The sequence below is a fragment of the Pseudomonas sp. St29 genome (genome assembly GCF_001547915.1).
In the GTDB taxonomy this organism is placed as follows: Bacteria; Pseudomonadota; Gammaproteobacteria; order Pseudomonadales; family Pseudomonadaceae; genus Aquipseudomonas.
In genome coordinates this window covers 1,298,054-1,314,876 of record NZ_AP014628.1, presented here as the reverse complement: position 1 = coordinate 1,314,876, position 16,823 = coordinate 1,298,054, and the positions used below count along the sequence as shown (strand labels likewise).

Here is a 16,823-nt window from a genome sequence, read left to right as displayed (position 1 = left end):
CTACTCCTTGGCCGCCAGGTTAACCATACGGTTGTCACGATCCACCGGGCGCACCTGCAAGCCCTCATGGAGCACATGCACGCCGGCAGCCACCACCCAATCGCTGGCACTCAAGCCTTCGAGCACCGGCACGCTCTTCTCGCCAAAGGCGCCGACCCGCACCGGGGTCTTGTGCAGGGTGTTGTTGGCATCGACCCGCCAGACGAAGGTCGCGCCACCTTCAGCAGTCAAGGCCGACAACGGCACCGACAGCGACAGCGCATCGGCGTTCTGGATAAACACCCGGGCGCTCTGGCCCAGCTCGGCGGGCACTTTGCCGGCAGTGAAGGCAATGCGCGCGGCGAAGGTCCGGGACTTGGGATCGGCAGCCGGCGACAGCTCGCGGATACGTCCGTCGAAGCGCTGGCCCGGCTGGGTCCAGAGCTCGACCGACACGGGCTGGCCGACCTTGAAGCGACCGTAATTCTGCTCGGGGAAACTGATCAGCACCTCGCGCTCGCCATCGGTGGCCAGGGTGAAGACCGTCTGCCCGGCCGCCACCACCTGCCCCACTTCCACCGCACGCTTGGCCACCACGCCGTCCTGCGGCGCACGCAGCACGGCATAGCCGGCCTGGTTGTTGGCCACGTCGAACTCGGCCTTGATCTGCTTCAGCCGCGCTTCACCGGCGCGGTAGAGGTTTTCGGCATTGTCGTACTGGGAGCGGCTGACCATCTGCCGGTCCAGCAGGGTCTTGTAGCGATCGCGCTCGGCACGCACCAGATTGAGGTTGGCGCTGGCCGCCGTGACCTGGGCCCGGGTGGCTTCAAGCTGCAGGCGCACGTCCTGCGGGTCGAGTTCGGCCAGGGGTTGATTGGCCTTGACCCGCTCGCCTTCCTCAACCAGTCGTCGACTGACCTTGCCGCCAATGCGGAATGCCAGCTCGGGTTCGTAACGGGCGCGCACCTCGCCGGGATAACTGTCCGAAGCCCGTGCCGAAGGCTCTGGCTGGACCACCATGGCCGGTCGGATGCCAATTTGAACGGGCTCTTCGTGCCCACAAGCAGACAGAAAAAAAGCCAGGCTGACTGGCAAGGCATAGCGGAACATGGCGGCGACCCTTCGCTAATGGTGCTTTGAATAATTATACTGGCCGGTATGTTATTAATAGCAAACTCACCAGTCCAGTATTAACAGCGAAAAATGTCCGACAATCTTTCCGCAAACGTTGGGCCAGGCAGGCCCAAAGATCTGGCCAAGCGCCAGGCCATTCTCGAAGCAGCGAAAAACCTGTTTCTGAGCAATGGCTACGCCAGTACCAGCATGGATGCGGTCGCCGCCGAAGCCGGCGTTTCAAAGCTCACGGTGTATAGCCACTTCAATGACAAGGAGACCCTGTTCACCGCCGCGGTGGTGGCCAAGTGCGAAGAGCAATTGCCGACGCTGATCTACGAACTGACGCCCGACACGTCGGTGGAAAGCGTCCTGCTGAACATCGCCAGAGGCTTTCACCAACTGATCAACAGCGACGAGTCGGTGAACCTGCATCGCCTGATCATGGCCCTGGGCAATCAGGATCCCAAGCTCTCGCAGATGTTCATCGAAGCCGGCCCAGAACGCGTGTTGCAAGGCATGGAACGGCTGCTGAGGCGAATCAATGAGCTGGGCACCTTGCACATCGACAAGCCGCGCAATGCCGCCGAGCACTTCTTCTGCATGCTCAAGGGCGGGGCGAACTTCCGCCTGCTCTATGGCTGCGGCGAGCCGCTGAGGGGCGACGCGGCGGAAGAGCACGTGCAGGAAGTGGTGGCGCTGTTCATCCGCGCCTACAGGCCGTAGCAGCTGGGTTGAGCAGGCCCTGGCCTGCCAGCGAACAGGCCGTGAAGACAGCCTTCGCCGGCAAGCCGGGCCCTGGGGGGATCAGGCCTTGAGGGCCTTCTTCGGGTAGATGTCGTAGCGGCTGGACTTGCCCTCCAGCCCGTGGCTCGGCTTGGGCCCGTCAATGCACGGGGCCTTGCGCGGGCGCTTGACCACCACCCGGTGGCTGGCCAGGGCCAGGGCCGCCGCCAGCAGCGCCGGCGCATCGTTGTCGTCCCCCACCAGCGGGCGGAACAGGCGCATTTCCTTTTTCACCAGCGCGCTTTTCTCCCGATGGGGAAACATCGGATCGAGGTAGATCACTTGAGGCGGCTCGCCTTCCCAGTTGCGCATCAGTTCGATGGAGTTGCCCTTGAGCAAGTGCATGCGAGCCACGATCGGCGCCACTTCGGCGTCCAGCGCGGCACGGGCCAGGCCGTCCTCCAATAGCGCGCCAATCAATGGCTGACGTTCGATCAGGCTCATCTCGCACCCCAGGGTGGCGAGGACAAACCCGTCCTTGCCCAACCCCGCCGTCGCATCCAGCACGCGGGGGCGCACGCCTTGAGCCACCCCTACCGCCTTGGCGATCATCTGTCCGCTGCCGCCGCCGTACAGGCGTCGATGGGCTGCGCCGCCTTCGACGAAGTCGACCCGTACCGGCCCCGGCGCATCCGCCCCCAACTGCTGCAATTGCAGGCCCTGCTCACCGACCTGCAGCGCGAACTCCGGCTCGTCGATCTGCAAGGGCAGGCCCAGGCGCTCGGCCCATTGCCGCGCCAGGGGCTCGAAGCCAGCGCCCAGGGCCTCGACTTGGATGCGGCAGGCCGCGGGTTGCTCATTCATCTGAAACCACACTCAAAAAATTAATGATCGGCAAAAACTGCCGATAACAGAACTATCGGCCATTTTGCCAGAGCTCAAGCGTCGACCGAGAGCAATGTCAGACATTCAACGCACATCGATAGGTTATATCTCTCGCCACGGCGACTATGGCCTACGCAACTCCCAGGCACTGAGCGGCGTCAGCCATCTGTGGCAGGACTTCTTTGCCCAGGCCCTGGCCGAGCAACGGGGAGATGGCGCGAGCGTTGAAGGGCTGCCGGCGGTTGCCGTCGATGGACCGGTAGAACCGGCGGGCGGTAGCGACGTGCTGGCGCAGATCGTCAATCAGCGCCACTGCGACGTGCAGGAAACCGAAGTTCGCCCTCCCGAGCCGCTGTTCCTGCCGATTGCCGAATTCGAAATGGAGCTGCTGGACAAACCCGCTACGCCTTTCCCGCCAGAAGAAATCGTCGCCCAGCAACGCCAGCAGGACTTCGAAAGTGGCTGGGTACGGCCGCTCGTGCTCAACGCCGGTCAGCCAGTGCCTGCTCCAGGTCCTGCGCCGGAGCCGCGCCCGCTGCACCTGCCGATTGCCGAATTCGAGCTGGATCTGCTGGACAAGCCGGCCGAACCGTTCCCACCGGAGGAGCTCATCGAACAGCAACGGCAGATGGATTTCGACATCGGCTGGGCACGCCCGCTGATTCTGCAGAACCTGCGCATCGCCGCCTGAGCCGCTGTTTAGCGACACACCCACCAAGGCCCCACATCCAGATGGAAATGGTTGCGGTGCGCGCTGTTGTAGTCCGGCCCCAGCACCACATTGAACGCATCGCAGGCGCCGTCCCGGGCCAATCGCAAGAAGCGCCCTTCACTGCTGTCCTTGGGCCAATCCCGCAGCACGCTGATACTGCGTCCATCGCTCAAACGAAAGCCGGCAATATCCAGGGCATTGGCGCTGGCATGCTGACTGCGCGCCCCCTTCTCGCGGCTGTACATATTGCGGCAGGCAAAGCTGCCCAGATGATCAACCCGCGCCACTCGCTGCCCATACACCGCCTGCGCCGCCGGCTGCAGTCCATGGCGCTCGTACAGGGCAAACGCCACCGCCAGCGGACAACTGGCGAGAAAGCTGCTGCTCAACGCCACCGACCCACCTTGCACCCGCAAGGTATTGCTCAGCGGACAGGCGACATCGCCACGACTGTCGGGTTGGCGACTGGTGCGCAAACCGGAGCGCCCCAGCACCTCATCGCACAGCTGCGGATTGTCCCGCAGCCGCGCCAGCTTGAAACGGGTCAGCAGATTGGGCTTGGCTTGCACATCCAGCGGCGCCCAGGGGTTCCACGCATCAGCCACCGGCAACCAGCCCAAGCGGATGCCAAGCAACAACAGGGCGCACAACAGCAACACGGCGCCCAACACTTTCAGCCTCCGCACATGCCCCCCCTGTTCATGGCTGCTTGAACAATTGATTGATCTGCCTAAACGGCATCGCACGCTCGGCAAAATCGAAGCGGCCGTGATCGCGAATGTCTTCAGCCGCGCGGTAGAAGGCGCCATAGGCTGCCCGAGCCAAGGCGGAACCGACGCTGATGCGCTTGACCCCCAGCTCCGCCAGTTGCGCCACGCTCAGGTTGAGGCCGCCGGACATCAGCACGTTCACCGGCCTGGGGGCCACGGCCCGCACCACTTGCAGGATTTCCTCGGCACTGCGCAACCCCGGTGCATAGAGCACATCGGCCCCGGCTTCGGCAAAGGCCTGCAAACGGCGGATGGTGTCAGGCAGATCGTCACGACCGTGGAGCAGATTCTCCGCCCGAGCCGTCAGGGTGAAGGGAAATGGCAGGCTACGGGCTGCCACGACACAGGCCTCGATGCGCTCCACGGCCAGATTGAAGTCATAAATGGGCTCGTCGGCACGCCCGCTGGCATCCTCGATCGAACCGCCCACCACGCCACTGGCCGCGGCCAGCAACAGCGCCTGGGCGCAGCCTTCAGGGCTGTCGGAAAACCCGTTTTCCAGGTCCGCCGCCACCGGCAGGCTGCTGGCGCCGACGATCTCGCGGACGTTGTTCAAGGTGTCTTCCAGGCTGACCGCGCCCTCGGCATCCGGGCGCCCCAGAGAGAAGGCGTTGCCCGCGCTGGTGGTGGCCAGCGCTTCGAAACCGAGGCCGACCAGCATCCTCGCGGAACCGGCATCCCAGGGGTTGGGAATGACAAAGGCTCCGGCACGCTCGTGCAGGGCCTTGAAAACGTTGGCTCGAAGGGATTGCGCGTCCATTTGCTCGCTCCTGAAAAAGGCGGTGAAACCGCCTCAGAGCAGGCCGAGCTGCTCCGCGGCGGGCTCTCTGTATAACTCAGGCAACGCGGGCAAGCCAGGCAAACGTTGCATCAGCCGAGCGTGAAAACGTCGGGCCAGTTCCGCTGCCAGGCGGTTGTCCGAGGTGTGCAGGAACACATAGGGTGTGCGCCCTTCCTCGATCCAGGTGGCGACCTTGTCGATCCAGGGCAGCAGGAACGGATCGTTGGCCTCCAGCTCCGGATGGCCGATGAAACGCACCTGGGGAAACTGCGTGAAGGCCGCCGGCCGTGGCGGCACACGGGGCTTTTTCGACTGTGCATGCAGCACTGCCGGAGCGCTGGACGTGCAACTGAACAGGGCCCGCGGATCCAGGCAGATGCGCTCGACACCCCGCTCGCGCAGCAATCGGTTGAGCCTGCGCTCGGCATCGCCCTTGGCAAAGAATTCCGGGTGCCGGACCTCCACCGCCAGCGGCCGCTGCAGACCATCGATAAACCCCGCCAGCTCCGCCAGGCGCTGGGGCGCGAAGCTGGCCGGCAGTTGCAACCACAGGGGCGAGACCCGCTCACCCAACGGGCTGAGCAACTGAACAAAGGTCTCGGCTGCGCTCAACTGCTGGCGCAGGTCACCGCCGTGACTGATATCGCCGGGAAACTTGGCGGTGAAGCGAAAGTGCTCGGGCATGATCTCGGCCCAGCGCTGCACCGTGGTTGGCGCGGGACGGGCATAGAAGGTGGTGTTGCCTTCGACGGCGTTGAAGACCTGGGAATACAGGCCGAGGAAATCATTCGCTCGGGCATCTTGCGGATACAGGTACTCACGCCAGGCGTTTTCGCTCCAGGAAGGACAACCGAGGAAATAAGGCAGCATCAGATGTGCAGGTCGAGCCCCACCACTTCCAGGTCCCAATCGACAAAGCCGGCGGTGGTCAAGTAGCTGGCCAGAGCATTGGCCACGCTCTTTTTCATCGCGCGCTGGAAGATCATGTCCTGAGGACGGGCGGGGAGATTACCGGTGCGGGAGGCAGAAGCCTGGGAACGGCTTTGGGGTTCGGGCTGGACTTCGACCGCATCGGCATCGTCCAGGGACTCGTCTACCAGCACCGGGCCTTTGCGAGGCTTGCGCTTGATGGGGTAGGACTGCGAGGAGATGCCGTCTATGCGCATACTGAAAAGCCCGGGATCAATGATGGCAATTTAGCGGCACTGCTGCGACTTAGCAAATGCCCGAGTGATAACTAGAACACAGAAAAGCCAAAAGGTTTAAAACCGGGCAGGAAGGATGCTGAAAAACAGACGATTGGCGGCTGTCGGCAGAAAAAATCTGAACAGCCGCAAACACTTGGAGCACCCTCAACGGGCTTTGGGCGTGGCCACCTTATCCCGCAGATAGACCGGCTGAGCCTCGTCGGCGACGATCGCCTCGCCCCGCTCCCAGGCAAATTTCGCCAGGGTCAGCAGGTCTTCGGCATGGGGCAGCATGCCCGCGTCCCGAGCGCTGAGCGTGACGGCAATGCGCTCGCCATACCCCCAGCCCGTGCCCGCGCCAAACCAGTCACCACTGGCGCCTGCCGGCAAGCTCGCGACTTCCGGCGCCAGCACGGCTTCGGCCCCGACCAGGCGCATCTCGCCGGCCGTTTCCCGATAACAGCCCCAATAGACTTCATCCATGCGCGCATCGATGGCCGCGGCCACCTGAGTCGCACCGTGCTCACGCAAGGCGCGCTGGGCCAGCACCGCCAGGTTGGACACCGGCAGCACCGGACGCTCCAGGGCGAAGGCCAGCCCCTGCACCACGCCAATGGCGATGCGCACACCGGTAAAGGCGCCCGGCCCACGGCCGAAGGCGATGGCATCCACCGCCTGCAAGGTGGTACCGGCATTGGCCAGCAGTTCCTTGATCATCGGCAACAGCTTCTGCGCATGCAGGCGCGGGATCACCTCGTAATGGCTCGTGACCTTGCCGTCATGCAGCAAAGCAACGGAGCAAGCTTCAGTCGCGGTGTCCAGGGCCAGCAAGGTGCTCATTCGGGGTTCCATCGGCATTGAAAAAAGTGACGCATTATAAACAGCAACGGCCCGCAAGCGGGCCGTTGAACGATCAAACGATCAGGTAATTCAGCTCAGGGCTTCAAGCACCTTGGCAGTGATCACTTCCACCGAACCCACACCCGGGATGTGGCTGTACTTCGGCTTGCCCTGGGTCGAGGCCAGCTGCTGGTAGAACTCCACCAGCGGCTTGGTCTGGGAGTGATAGACCGACAGGCGATGACGCACGGTTTCTTCGGTGTCGTCCTTGCGCTGCACCAGGTCTTCACCGGTGATGTCGTCCTTGCCGGCAATCTTCGGCGGGTTGTAGACGGTGTGGTACACACGGCCCGACGCCTCGTGTACACGGCGACCGGCGATACGCTGGACGATCTCTTCGTCGTCGACAGCGATTTCCACCACGTTGTCCAGTTCCACACCGGCTTTGACCAGTGCTTCGGCCTGAGGAATGGTGCGCGGGAAACCGTCGAACAGGAAACCCTTGGCGCAGTCAGGCTGGCTGATGCGTTCCTTGACCAGGTTGATGATCAGGTCGTCGGACACCAGGCCGCCGCTGTCCATCACGCTCTTGGCCTTCAGGCCCAGCTCGGTGCCGGCCTTGACCGCAGCACGCAGCATGTCGCCGGTGGAGATCTGTGGAATGCCGAACTTTTCGGTGATGAACTTTGCCTGAGTACCTTTACCGGCCCCGGGAGCTCCCAGCAGAATTACGCGCATCGATGTGCTCCTCAATTTTTTATTTAGAAACGCTCGGATTCGCCTCGTGGGGCCAATCTCAAAAATAGGGTGATGACCGCCCAAACGGCCAAAGGCTGATCAAGATACACAGCCGACACAGCCCGCACAAGCAGTCGAAAGTCGGAGGAACCCGGCCTTTTTATGCCACTTTGGCCGGGTAGAACAAGTCGCAACCCCATAACAAAGTGTCGCCAGATGAATCTGAGCGACACCTTGGGTTTGTCCTGATCAGGGCTGCGCCAGAGCAGGCAAACAGCCCTCTGCCGCCTCAGCCGGTGTTGCGCAAACCGGCGGCGATACCGGCCACGGAGACCAGCAACGCCTGTTCCACGGGGCTTCCTTGCGGCGCCTCCTGCTGGCGCGAGCGCGCCAGCAGCTCCGCCTGCAGCAAGTGCAGCGGATCCAGGTAGGTATTGCGCAGGCGGATGAACTCCAGGGTATCGGGGCTGTGGGCCAGCAATTGCGACTGTCCGGTCAACCCCAGGACCACCGCGCAGGCCTGCGACAATAGGTCGCGTAAATGCGCACCCAATGGCAGCAGTTCCGCCTCCACCAGGCGCTCGTCGTAAGAGCGGGCAATGTCCGCATCGGCCTTGGCCAGCACCATTTCCAGCATATCGATGCGGGTGCGGAAGAACGGCCACTGTTCACGCATCTGCCCCAGCAACTCACCCTCGCCCCGGGCCAGCGCCTTGCTCAAGGCCGCCTCCCAGCCGAGCCACGCCGGCAGCATCAGGCGGGTCTGGGTCCAGCCGAAGATCCACGGAATCGCCCGCAGGCTTTCAATCCCACCGGCCCGGCGCTTGGCCGGACGACTGCCCAGGGGCAGGCGGCCCAACTCCTGCTCCGGGGTGGACTGGCGGAAGTACTCGACAAATTGCGGATTGTCGCGCACCACCGCGCGATAGGCCTGGACCCCGTCGCTGGCCAGTTCGTCCATCAGGTGACGCCAGGCCGGTTCCGGTGGTGGCGGCGGCAGCAGGGTCGCCTCCAGCACGGCGGCCAGGTAGAGGTTGAGGTTCTGCTCGGCAATGTCCGGCAGGCCGAATTTGAAACGGATCATTTCCCCCTGTTCGGTGGTGCGGAAACGCCCCGCCACCGAACCCGGCGGCTGCGACAGGATCGCCGCGTGGGCCGGACCACCGCCGCGTCCCACAGTACCGCCGCGGCCGTGGAACAGCAGCAACTCCACCTGTTGCTCACGGCAGATATCCACCAGCCGCTCCTGCGCCCGATACTGCGCCCAGGCGGCCGCGGTGGTCCCGGCGTCCTTGGCCGAATCCGAGTAGCCGATCATCACCTCCTGAGGCCCCTGCAGCCGCGAGCGGTAGCCCGGCAAGTGCAGCAGTTTCTCCATCACCGGGCCGGCGTTGTCCAGGTCCGCCAGGGTTTCGAACAGCGGCACCACGCGCATCGGCCGCAGCACCCCGGACTCCTTGAGCAGCAACTGCACCGCCAGCACATCGGAGGCCGCCCCCGCCATGGAAATCACGTAGGAACCCAGGGACGCCGCCGGCGCCTGGGCGATCTCGCGGCAAGTGGCAAGCACTTCGGCAGTGTCCGCCGAAGGCTTGAAGTAGCCCGGCAGCAACGGCCGCCGGCTGGCCAGTTCGCGATTGAGGAAGGTGATGCGGTCCTCTTCGCTCCAGTCGGCATAGCGCCCCAGGCCCAGGTAATCGGTGATCTCGGTCATGGCCGAGGTATGCCGGCTGGAGTCCTGACGCACATCCAGACGCACCAGAAACAGGCCGAACGTCACCGCCCGGCGCAGGCAATCGAGCAGCGGGCCATCGGCAATCACGCCCATCCCGCATTCATGCAGCGACTGGTAGCACAGCTGCAAGGGCTCGAGCAGCTCGCGGTTGTTCTGCAACACCTCGGGCCCGGCCGGCACCGCCGCGCCAAGCGCCGCCTGGGCCCAGTTGCGGGTGGCCCGCAGGCGCTCGCGCAGTTGCTTGAGCAACGCGCGGTAGGGTTCGGCACTGTCCCCGGCCTTGGCCAGCAGGGCCGGGCTGGCCTGCTGCATGGACAGCTCGGCGGCCAGGTGATCGACGTCACGCAAATACAGATCGGCGGCCATCCAGCGCGCCAGCAGCAGGACTTCGCGGGTCACGCTGGCAGTGACATTGGGGTTGCCGTCACGGTCGCCGCCCATCCACGAAGCGAAACGGATCGGCGCCGACTCCAGGGGCAAACGCAGGCCGGTGGCTTCGAACAGCGCCTTGTCGGCCTTGCGCAGGTAATTGGGGATCGCCTGCCACAGCGAGTGCTCGATCACCGCAAACCCCCACTTGGCCTCATCCACTGGGGTCGGCCGGGTGCGGCGGATTTCCTCGGTGTGCCAGGCCTCGGCGATCAGCCGCTGCAGGCGCTCCTGAATCTGCCCGCGCTCGGCACTGGTGAGATCGCGATGGTCCTGGGCCGCCAGCTGCGCGGCTATCGCATCGTACTTCTGGATCAGGGTGCGGCGCGCCACTTCGGTGGGGTGAGCGGTGAGCACCAGCTCGATCTCCAGACGCGCCAATTGCCGGGCCAGGGCATCGGCGGAGTGGCCCTCGGCCCGCAGGCGTGCCAGCAGCTCCGGCAGTACCCGGGCTTCGAAGGGCGCCGGTTGCGACTCGTCGCGACGGTGAATCAACTGATACTGCTCGGCGATGTTCGCCAGGTTGAGGAACTGGTTGAAGGCCCGGGCCACCGGCAGCAGTTCGTCTTCGCTCAGCGAATCGAGACTGGCGCTCAATTCGGCACCGGGCGAGCCCCGGCGATCGGCCTTGGCGCCCTTGCGGATCTGCTCGATCTTGTCGAGGAAAGCCTCCCCGTACTGATCTCGGATGGTATTGCCCAACAGTTCTCCCAAGAGGTGAACGTCTTCGCGCAAGCGCGCATCAATATCGGTCATCGAGGTGGTCTCCAGCAGACTCAAGGCGGCACGGAAGGCTCAAGAGTGCCGCTTGCACGCCTGCCTTAGCAAGCGTGCAACCTCACCCCGGGCCAACCCTGGCCGATGGGACTAGTCTCAAGGGTAGGCCGCACAAGGGCCACGCACCGGCCCCGGCCGGTTACTCAACCCAACCTGCCACAAGCAGGCGTTCATCGAGGTCAACATGAAAATCCGTGAACTGGCACAACATTGGGAAGAAAACGCCAAGGGGCGCCTGAGCAAAACCGCCTACCGGATTCACCTGGACGTGGAAGCCGCCGCCCGCCTGGCCGCCCTCTCCGAGATGTACCCCAAACGCCAGACCGAGGAACTGCTCGGCGAACTGATTGGCGCCGCCCTGGAAGAGCTGGAAGCCAGCTTCCCCTACATCCAGGGTCGGCAGGTGGTGGCCACCGACGAGGAAGGCGATCCACTCTACGAGGATATCGGTCCGACCCCGCGCTTCCTGGCCCTGTCACGCCAGCATCTGCAGCTCATGGCCAGCCAGTCCGACAAGCCCAAACACTGAGTCGGCGCCCTCTCCAACTCCCGTTGAACTTCATCGTCCCCGGCCCTGAACAGGGCCGGGGATACCCCGCTGCACGGCAAAAGTTCCCGATTTAGAGCCCTGTCCGAGTCGTCAGTTTTTTTCCGGCCAATCGCCATCTTTCTCTGAACTATTCAAAAAAGCCTCGGGTCACACCCAGTAGCCATCACTGGAACGGCCGTTTCAAATTTTGCCATCAGCGCTCGTCACTCAGCACCACGGCGCCAGGACCGGGATGGACATTGATGTTTTCCAGGAGTTACCCAATGGAGTTGAAGACCATGAAGATCAGCACTGCCAAATCCTCGTTCACCTCTCTGCGCGGGCTGAAGCTGGCCGCGCTGGCCCTCGGTAGCAGCATGGTACTGGCCGGTTGTGCCGGTAACCCGCCTTCCGAGCAGTACGCGGTCACGCAATCTGCGGTCAATAGCGCAGTGAGCGCAGGCGGCACCGAGTTCGCCGCCGTGGAAATGAAGTCGGCCCAGGACAAGCTCAAGCAAGCCGAGATTGCCATGCACGACAAGAAGTACGACGAAGCCCGCCGCCTGGCCGAACAAGCCGAGTGGGACGCCCGTGTCGCCGAGCGCAAGGCCCAGGCCGCCAAGGCCGAGCAGGCGCTGAAGGACTCGCAGAAAGGCGTTCAGGAACTGCGTCAGGAAGGTATGCGCAGCGTGCAGTAAGCCGCCGCCGATTCCCACGTACTCGTATTTGATTGAAAGGACGAACCATTATGCGCAAACAACTGATGATCCCTGCCCTGTTGGCCATGAGCGTAGCCCTGGCGGCGTGCTCCACCCCACCCAACGCCAACCTGGAAAACGCCCGGACCAACTTCTCCGGCCTGCAAGCCAACCCGCAGGCGAGCAAGGTCGCGGCCCTGGAAACCAAGGACGCCGCCGACTGGATGGACAAGGCCGACAAGGCCTACCTGAACAAGGAAGACGAGAAGAAAGTCGACCAGCTGGCCTACCTGACCAACCAGCGGGTTGAAGTGGCCAAGGAAACCATTGCCCTGCGCACCGCCGAAGCCAAGCTCAAGGACGCCGGCGACCAGCGCGCCCGCGCGATCCTCGAGGCCCGTGACGCGCAGATCAAGCAGCTGCAGGACAGCCTCAACGCCAAGCAGACCGATCGCGGCACCCTGGTGACCTTTGGTGACGTGCTGTTCGCCACCAACAAGTCCGACCTGAAGTCCAGCGGCCTGGTGAACATCAACAAGCTGGCGCAATTCCTCCAGCAGAACCCGGACCGCAAGGTGATCGTCGAAGGCTACACCGACAGCACCGGCAGCGATTCCTACAACCAGTCCCTGTCCGAGCGCCGTGCCGGTTCGGTGCAGATGGCCCTGATCCGCATGGGCGTCGACCCGTCGCGCATCGTCAGCCAGGGTTATGGCAAGGAGTATCCGGTGGCCGATAACGGCAGCGTTTCCGGTCGTGCCATGAACCGTCGCGTGGAAGTGACCATTTCCAACGACAACCAGCCGGTGGCACCACGTTCGGCCATCAGCCGCAACTGATGCAGCCTCTGCCTTATATAGGCAGGTGAAACACAACGCCGCCGACCTGTTCAGGTCGGCGGCGTTTTTGTGTGCGTCTTCGCCGGCACGCCGGCTCCCGCAAAAAACCTGCAGATCACTGCTGCAGCTGGGGCGTCTCCTGGCCCATGCAGCGCACGGCCTGCTTCTTCTTGTTCACCAGGACCCCGGTCAGGCCCTTCTGCTGGGTGTCGAACAGCACCAGCACGCCATCGATGCACTGGGCCACTTCATCGGCCGGTTGCAGGGAGATCTTGTAGTCCTCGCCCGGCACGGTCTTGAGCATGGTGAAGTCGCTGAGCAGCAGCGCGTCCTCCGGTTTGGCGAAGTGCAGATAGCCGTAGTACCACAGGCTGCCCACGGTAACGATGATGCTGCAGATACCGGTGATGATCATGGGAATGGCGTTGCGTTCTTCACTCATTGCGGACTCTCTGGAGGTTCAACGGCTGAATTCGGGGGCGTCGGATAATTGGGGATTTCCCCCAGCCGACGCAACCCGTCGAAATGCTGCGGATCATCGAGGTAGCGCAGCATCACGCTGCGCCAGGTCGGATCGGCAAAGGTTTGCACATGGCCGCCGCGAGTCAGTTGCAGGACCCTGGGCGGGGGCGCAGCTTGATACACGCGGATGCCGTTGGAAAGGGGCACGATCGGATCATCGATGCTGTGGTAGATGAGTTTCGGCACCCCGGTCAGGCGCGGCAGAAGGTAAACCGCGCTGTCGCTGTCCGGCACCAGCCAGGACAGCGGCGCCTGCAACGGCCAGGTCAGCCAGGAGGTGCTCAGGGCATAACGCCCGACATCGCGATAACTGGCCGGCACGCCATCGAGGACGATGGCCTTGAGCCGGGCCTGACGCTCGGGGTGCTCCACCAGGTAGTGGATCGCCAGCGCGCCACCCAGGCTTTGCCCCAGCACGATCAGGGGTTTGCCTTGCACCTCAGGGGCCTGGTCCAGCCACTTGAACGCAGCGTCGACGTCCTGGTAGATCGCCGGCAGGCTCGGCGCGCCCTCGGACAGGCCATAGCCGCGATAGTCCAGCAGCAGCACCTGATAGCCCTGCTCCGGCAACCACCAACTGCCCCCCAGGTGCCAGGCAAGGTTGCCGCCGTTGCCGTGCAGGTGCAGCACCGTGCCCTTGACCGCCACCCCCGGCTTGGCCGGCAGCCACCAGCCGTGCAGCTTGAGGCCGTCGGCGCTGGTCAGGGTCACGTCACGGTATTCGAGCCCAGCCCGTTCGGGAGTGAATGGCAGCCCGGGTTCGGGATAGAACAGCAGCGAGCTGCAGCCATTGAGGCACAGCAACAAGGTCAGCGCGGCCAGGATGCGCATCATCGGCCACTCCGTGCAGCTAGCAGTACGTCCATGTGCGCCCCCCGGAAAGATTCAAAGGATATTGGAGTAGTCCGCCTCGATCCGGTCCAGGCTCAGGTGGTTGAGGAAGTTGGAGAAACACATCCAGGCCGACAGGGCATTCAGGTCACGGAACTGGTCCGGCAGGTACTTGGGCGGCACCACCAGGCCTTCATCCACCAGTTGGCGCAAGGTACGCATGTCTTCCAGGGTGGTCTTGCCGCAGAACAGCAAGGGGATCTGCTCCAGCTTGCCCTTGCGCACGGCCAGCTGAATGTAGTTGTAAACCATGATGAAGCCCTTGAGATAGGACAAGTCTTTGGTAAACGGCAGCCCCGTGGGCACCGAACCGCGGAACACCCGGCTGGCGTTGCCGTAGCTCTCGGCCATCTCGAAACCCTGCTCGCGGAAAAACTCGAACACCTGCAGGAAGTCCGCCCCCTCCTCCACCATGTGGATGGCCCGGGTGCGGTTGGTCAGCTTGCGCAGGCGGCTCGGGTAGGAAGCGAAGGTGATGATCTCCATGAGGATCGCCAGGCCTTCCTGGGTCACCGTGGACGAGGGCGGCCCCTTGGCCAGGAAGGTACAGATCGGCTGGTTCAGGCCATTGAGGGTGGTGCCGACATGCACCAGTCCTTCATGGACTTCCAGGGCCCGCACATCGCGTTCGTTGAACATCGCGTCGCTGCGGATCTTGATGTAGTCGGCGCCCGCCGCGGCATCGGCGACGATACCGTCGGACTCGAACACGCGGATGGTTTCCTCGGCCTCGCCGAACACCTTGTTCAGCCGGCCCTGCAACAGGCCGACCGCCTGCTTGGCGCTGAGGACCTTGGGTTCGTCCTTGAGGTCGCCGCGCCCGTCGATGTTGTTCAGGTAGTCGGACATCATCAGCCCTAGGTCCGCCAGGGTCGGATCGCCGGCGTGGAAAGCATCGGACGCGGCGCCGTAGAGCTCCTGGGAGATCAGCCCGAAGTCGCCGGTGCCCCGGGCTTCGAGCATGCGCACCACCATGCGGTATTCCTTGCACATGCGGCGCATGATCTGCCCCACCGGGCTGAACTGGCCCAGTTGCCGGGTGATGTCGCGCTCGATGTTCTGGAATTCCAGCTTTACCGCTCCGGAATCGAAGGACAGCGGCCGTCCTTCGTAATAGGCGCGATCCACGGCGGGCAATTCCTTGCCCTTGGCCTTGAGAAAGCCCTTGCGGATGTTCTCGTCCCACTTCACCGCATCCAGTACGCGGATCGGGGTCTGCGCCAGCACTATGCGATCGGACAAAGTGCGTATCGTCTGCTGGTAGTCGTCCACCGGAAGTTCCTATTGATTGGGTCTGTGGCGCAGGCTCAGCGGGCCACGCGCTTGAAACGTGCCGTCTCGACGAACAGGTCGGAGTTGGCGGGGTCGTCAAGGTAAGCGAAGACCTCGGACAACGGACTGCTGATCAGCACCCCCTCGCCTTCGGCCGTGGGCATGGATTGCCCGCTCAGGGCCTTTTGACCCAGGGACTGGCGCATCTGTTCCAGGTCCAGGGTATAGAGCACCAGTTCGTGCCTGGCCGTCAGTTCGAACCCGGCAATGCTGTAGTGCCCGCCGAAGGCCTGGGGCACCGCGGCCGACAGATACCAGCGATTGCCATGTTGCGCCACCGTGAACTCGTAGGTGTCGCGCGGGCGCGCCGTGCCACCGGGGAAACTCGCGGCCCGATAGCGGTTGGGTCCGATCTGACGCAGTTCGATGTTCAGCGGCTCGCCCCAGGCGTTCTGGCTGGCCCACTTGCCCAGCAACGCGGCAGGCGCCGCCTGCTCGGCAGGCAGTGGCTCCTTGAAGACCACCAGGCAACCGCTGAGCAGAAGAAACGCCAGAGCCATCAGGACGCGCCAGGCTTGCATGCAACTCTCCCTTGAACACCAGAATCACTCTAGCCGCTGACGCCGGCTGCACAGCCCGGGACGGATAAATCAGACCGAAGCCAGCACCAGATGCATGTAGCGGGTGAGGATGCCAAGCATCTCCTCCTCCGCCTGCGGCTCGCTGTCGTTGAGCAGGCCCTGATATTCCATCCGGCCGATTATAGACGTCAACACCTTGGCATCCTGCTGCGGCTCCCGGGAGCCCAGGACCTGAAAGAACTGGCAGGTGCCCTGCAACAGGATCTGCTGGTGCGAGCGCACCAGTTGCGCCAGGCGCGGATTGAGCAGCGCCTCCTGGCGGAACGCCTGCTCGGCCATCAGGTGCTCGCGGCGGGTGTACAACTGGCGCTGTACGTAGTCGGCGGTCAGGCGGGCAATGTCATCGGCCAATTGCGCGCGCGACGCTGGGCTGCCATCACCGTAGGCGACCATCTCGCGCAGCAACCCTTCGTTGCTGGCCCACAGCTTGGCCATGTAGGCCGCGCTGCGCTCGACGTACTGGGCGAAGGTATCGGTGAGCAGGTCATCGATATCCTTGAAGTAATAGGTGGTGGCCGACAAGGGCACACCGGCTTCGGCGGCCACCGCGCGGTGACGCACGGCCCGCACACCGTCACGCACGACAATGCGCATGGCGGCGTCGAGAATCTCCTGTCTGCGCTGTTCGCTGCCCTGTCGGCTGGCCTTGCGCCCCTGGTACTGAACGCTTTCAGCCACCGCAGTGGCGATGCCAGCTGCACCTTCTTGAGCAATTGCGCGGTTCACGACAGGTATTCCCTCTGAAAAATCACACAGAAT

19 protein-coding genes are annotated in these 16,823 nt (G+C 63.7%); 5 read left to right on the top strand and 14 right to left on the bottom strand.

Annotated elements, in window-relative coordinates; translation table 11 throughout:
- Entirely contained in the window at window positions 1-1,089 is a 1,089-nt protein-coding gene (locus tag PST29_RS05880; RefSeq protein ID WP_060837745.1) for an efflux RND transporter periplasmic adaptor subunit, read from the bottom strand.
- A gap of 93 nt (window positions 1,090-1,182) precedes the next feature.
- On the opposite strand from PST29_RS05880, the gene PST29_RS05875 reads away from it, so the two are divergent.
- Window positions 1,183-1,818, top strand: coding sequence for a TetR/AcrR family transcriptional regulator (locus PST29_RS05875; RefSeq protein ID WP_060837744.1), 636 nt, complete (start codon window positions 1,183-1,185; stop codon window positions 1,816-1,818).
- A gap of 81 nt (window positions 1,819-1,899) precedes the next feature.
- Here PST29_RS05875 and PST29_RS05870 read toward each other — a convergent pair whose 3' ends face one another.
- Window positions 1,900-2,682, bottom strand: coding sequence for a class I SAM-dependent methyltransferase (locus PST29_RS05870; protein WP_060837743.1), 783 nt, complete (start codon window positions 2,680-2,682; stop codon window positions 1,900-1,902).
- A gap of 94 nt (window positions 2,683-2,776) precedes the next feature.
- Between PST29_RS05870 and PST29_RS05865 the strand changes: the two genes are divergently transcribed.
- Window positions 2,777-3,394, top strand: a complete 618-nt coding sequence (locus tag PST29_RS05865; RefSeq protein ID WP_060837742.1) for a hypothetical protein — start codon at window positions 2,777-2,779, stop codon at window positions 3,392-3,394.
- Between the two features lie 8 nt (window positions 3,395-3,402).
- On the opposite strand, the gene PST29_RS05860 is transcribed toward PST29_RS05865, so the two are convergent.
- From PST29_RS05860 to ppc, 7 genes are all read right to left on the bottom strand, one after another.
- Window positions 3,403-4,101: an extensin-like domain-containing protein gene (locus tag PST29_RS05860; RefSeq protein ID WP_060842593.1), complete on the bottom strand. Its 699-nt coding sequence runs from the start codon at window positions 4,099-4,101 to the stop codon at window positions 3,403-3,405.
- A gap of 13 nt (window positions 4,102-4,114) precedes the next feature.
- Window positions 4,115-4,945, bottom strand: coding sequence for an isocitrate lyase/PEP mutase family protein (locus PST29_RS05855; protein WP_060842592.1), 831 nt, complete (start codon window positions 4,943-4,945; stop codon window positions 4,115-4,117).
- A gap of 33 nt (window positions 4,946-4,978) precedes the next feature.
- Window positions 4,979-5,839: a DUF72 domain-containing protein gene (locus PST29_RS05850; RefSeq protein ID WP_060841880.1), complete on the bottom strand. Its 861-nt coding sequence runs from the start codon at window positions 5,837-5,839 to the stop codon at window positions 4,979-4,981.
- Entirely contained in the window at window positions 5,836-6,132 is a 297-nt protein-coding gene (locus PST29_RS05845; RefSeq protein ID WP_060842591.1) for a hypothetical protein, read from the bottom strand. The genes PST29_RS05850 and PST29_RS05845 overlap by 4 nt, the downstream gene beginning before the upstream one ends.
- Before the next feature lie 186 nt (window positions 6,133-6,318).
- Window positions 6,319-6,993 carry a tRNA (adenosine(37)-N6)-threonylcarbamoyltransferase complex dimerization subunit type 1 TsaB gene (gene tsaB, locus PST29_RS05840; protein WP_060837738.1) on the bottom strand — a complete coding sequence of 225 codons (675 nt, stop codon included), beginning with the start codon at window positions 6,991-6,993 and terminating at the stop codon, window positions 6,319-6,321.
- A 90-nt stretch (window positions 6,994-7,083) separates the two neighbouring features.
- Window positions 7,084-7,731: an adenylate kinase gene (gene adk / locus PST29_RS05835; protein ID WP_060837737.1), complete on the bottom strand. Its 648-nt coding sequence runs from the start codon at window positions 7,729-7,731 to the stop codon at window positions 7,084-7,086.
- Window positions 7,732-8,020: 289 nt separating this feature from the next.
- Window positions 8,021-10,651, bottom strand: a complete 2,631-nt coding sequence (gene ppc, locus PST29_RS05830) for a phosphoenolpyruvate carboxylase (protein ID WP_060837736.1) — start codon at window positions 10,649-10,651, stop codon at window positions 8,021-8,023.
- 205 nt (window positions 10,652-10,856) lie between these two features.
- Between ppc and PST29_RS05825 the strand changes: the two genes are divergently transcribed.
- From PST29_RS05825 to PST29_RS05815, 3 genes are all read left to right on the top strand, one after another.
- Window positions 10,857-11,201, top strand: coding sequence for a hypothetical protein (locus tag PST29_RS05825; RefSeq protein ID WP_060837735.1), 345 nt, complete (start codon window positions 10,857-10,859; stop codon window positions 11,199-11,201).
- 284 nt (window positions 11,202-11,485) lie between these two features.
- Complete coding sequence (locus tag PST29_RS05820) at window positions 11,486-11,899, top strand: DUF4398 domain-containing protein (protein ID WP_016967758.1); 414 nt, start codon at window positions 11,486-11,488, stop codon at window positions 11,897-11,899.
- Between the two features lie 50 nt (window positions 11,900-11,949).
- Window positions 11,950-12,738, top strand: coding sequence for an OmpA family protein (locus tag PST29_RS05815; RefSeq protein WP_016967759.1), 789 nt, complete (start codon window positions 11,950-11,952; stop codon window positions 12,736-12,738).
- 115 nt (window positions 12,739-12,853) lie between these two features.
- Here PST29_RS05815 and PST29_RS05810 read toward each other — a convergent pair whose 3' ends face one another.
- From PST29_RS05810 to PST29_RS05790, 5 genes are all read right to left on the bottom strand, one after another.
- The gene (locus PST29_RS05810; RefSeq protein ID WP_016967760.1) at window positions 12,854-13,180 is read right to left on the bottom strand and encodes a hypothetical protein; all 327 of its coding nucleotides are present in this window, start codon (window positions 13,178-13,180) and stop codon (window positions 12,854-12,856) included.
- Entirely contained in the window at window positions 13,177-14,091 is a 915-nt protein-coding gene (locus PST29_RS05805) for an alpha/beta hydrolase (RefSeq protein WP_060841879.1), read from the bottom strand. The genes PST29_RS05810 and PST29_RS05805 overlap by 4 nt, the downstream gene beginning before the upstream one ends.
- A 54-nt stretch (window positions 14,092-14,145) precedes the next feature.
- Window positions 14,146-15,423: a flavohemoglobin expression-modulating QEGLA motif protein gene (locus tag PST29_RS05800; RefSeq protein ID WP_060837734.1), complete on the bottom strand. Its 1,278-nt coding sequence runs from the start codon at window positions 15,421-15,423 to the stop codon at window positions 14,146-14,148.
- Window positions 15,424-15,458: 35 nt separating this feature from the next.
- Window positions 15,459-16,004: a hypothetical protein gene (locus PST29_RS05795; RefSeq protein ID WP_060842590.1), complete on the bottom strand. Its 546-nt coding sequence runs from the start codon at window positions 16,002-16,004 to the stop codon at window positions 15,459-15,461.
- Between the two features lie 69 nt (window positions 16,005-16,073).
- The gene (locus PST29_RS05790; protein ID WP_060837732.1) at window positions 16,074-16,790 is read right to left on the bottom strand and encodes a TetR/AcrR family transcriptional regulator; all 717 of its coding nucleotides are present in this window, start codon (window positions 16,788-16,790) and stop codon (window positions 16,074-16,076) included.
- Window positions 16,791-16,823: the final 33 nt, after the last annotated feature.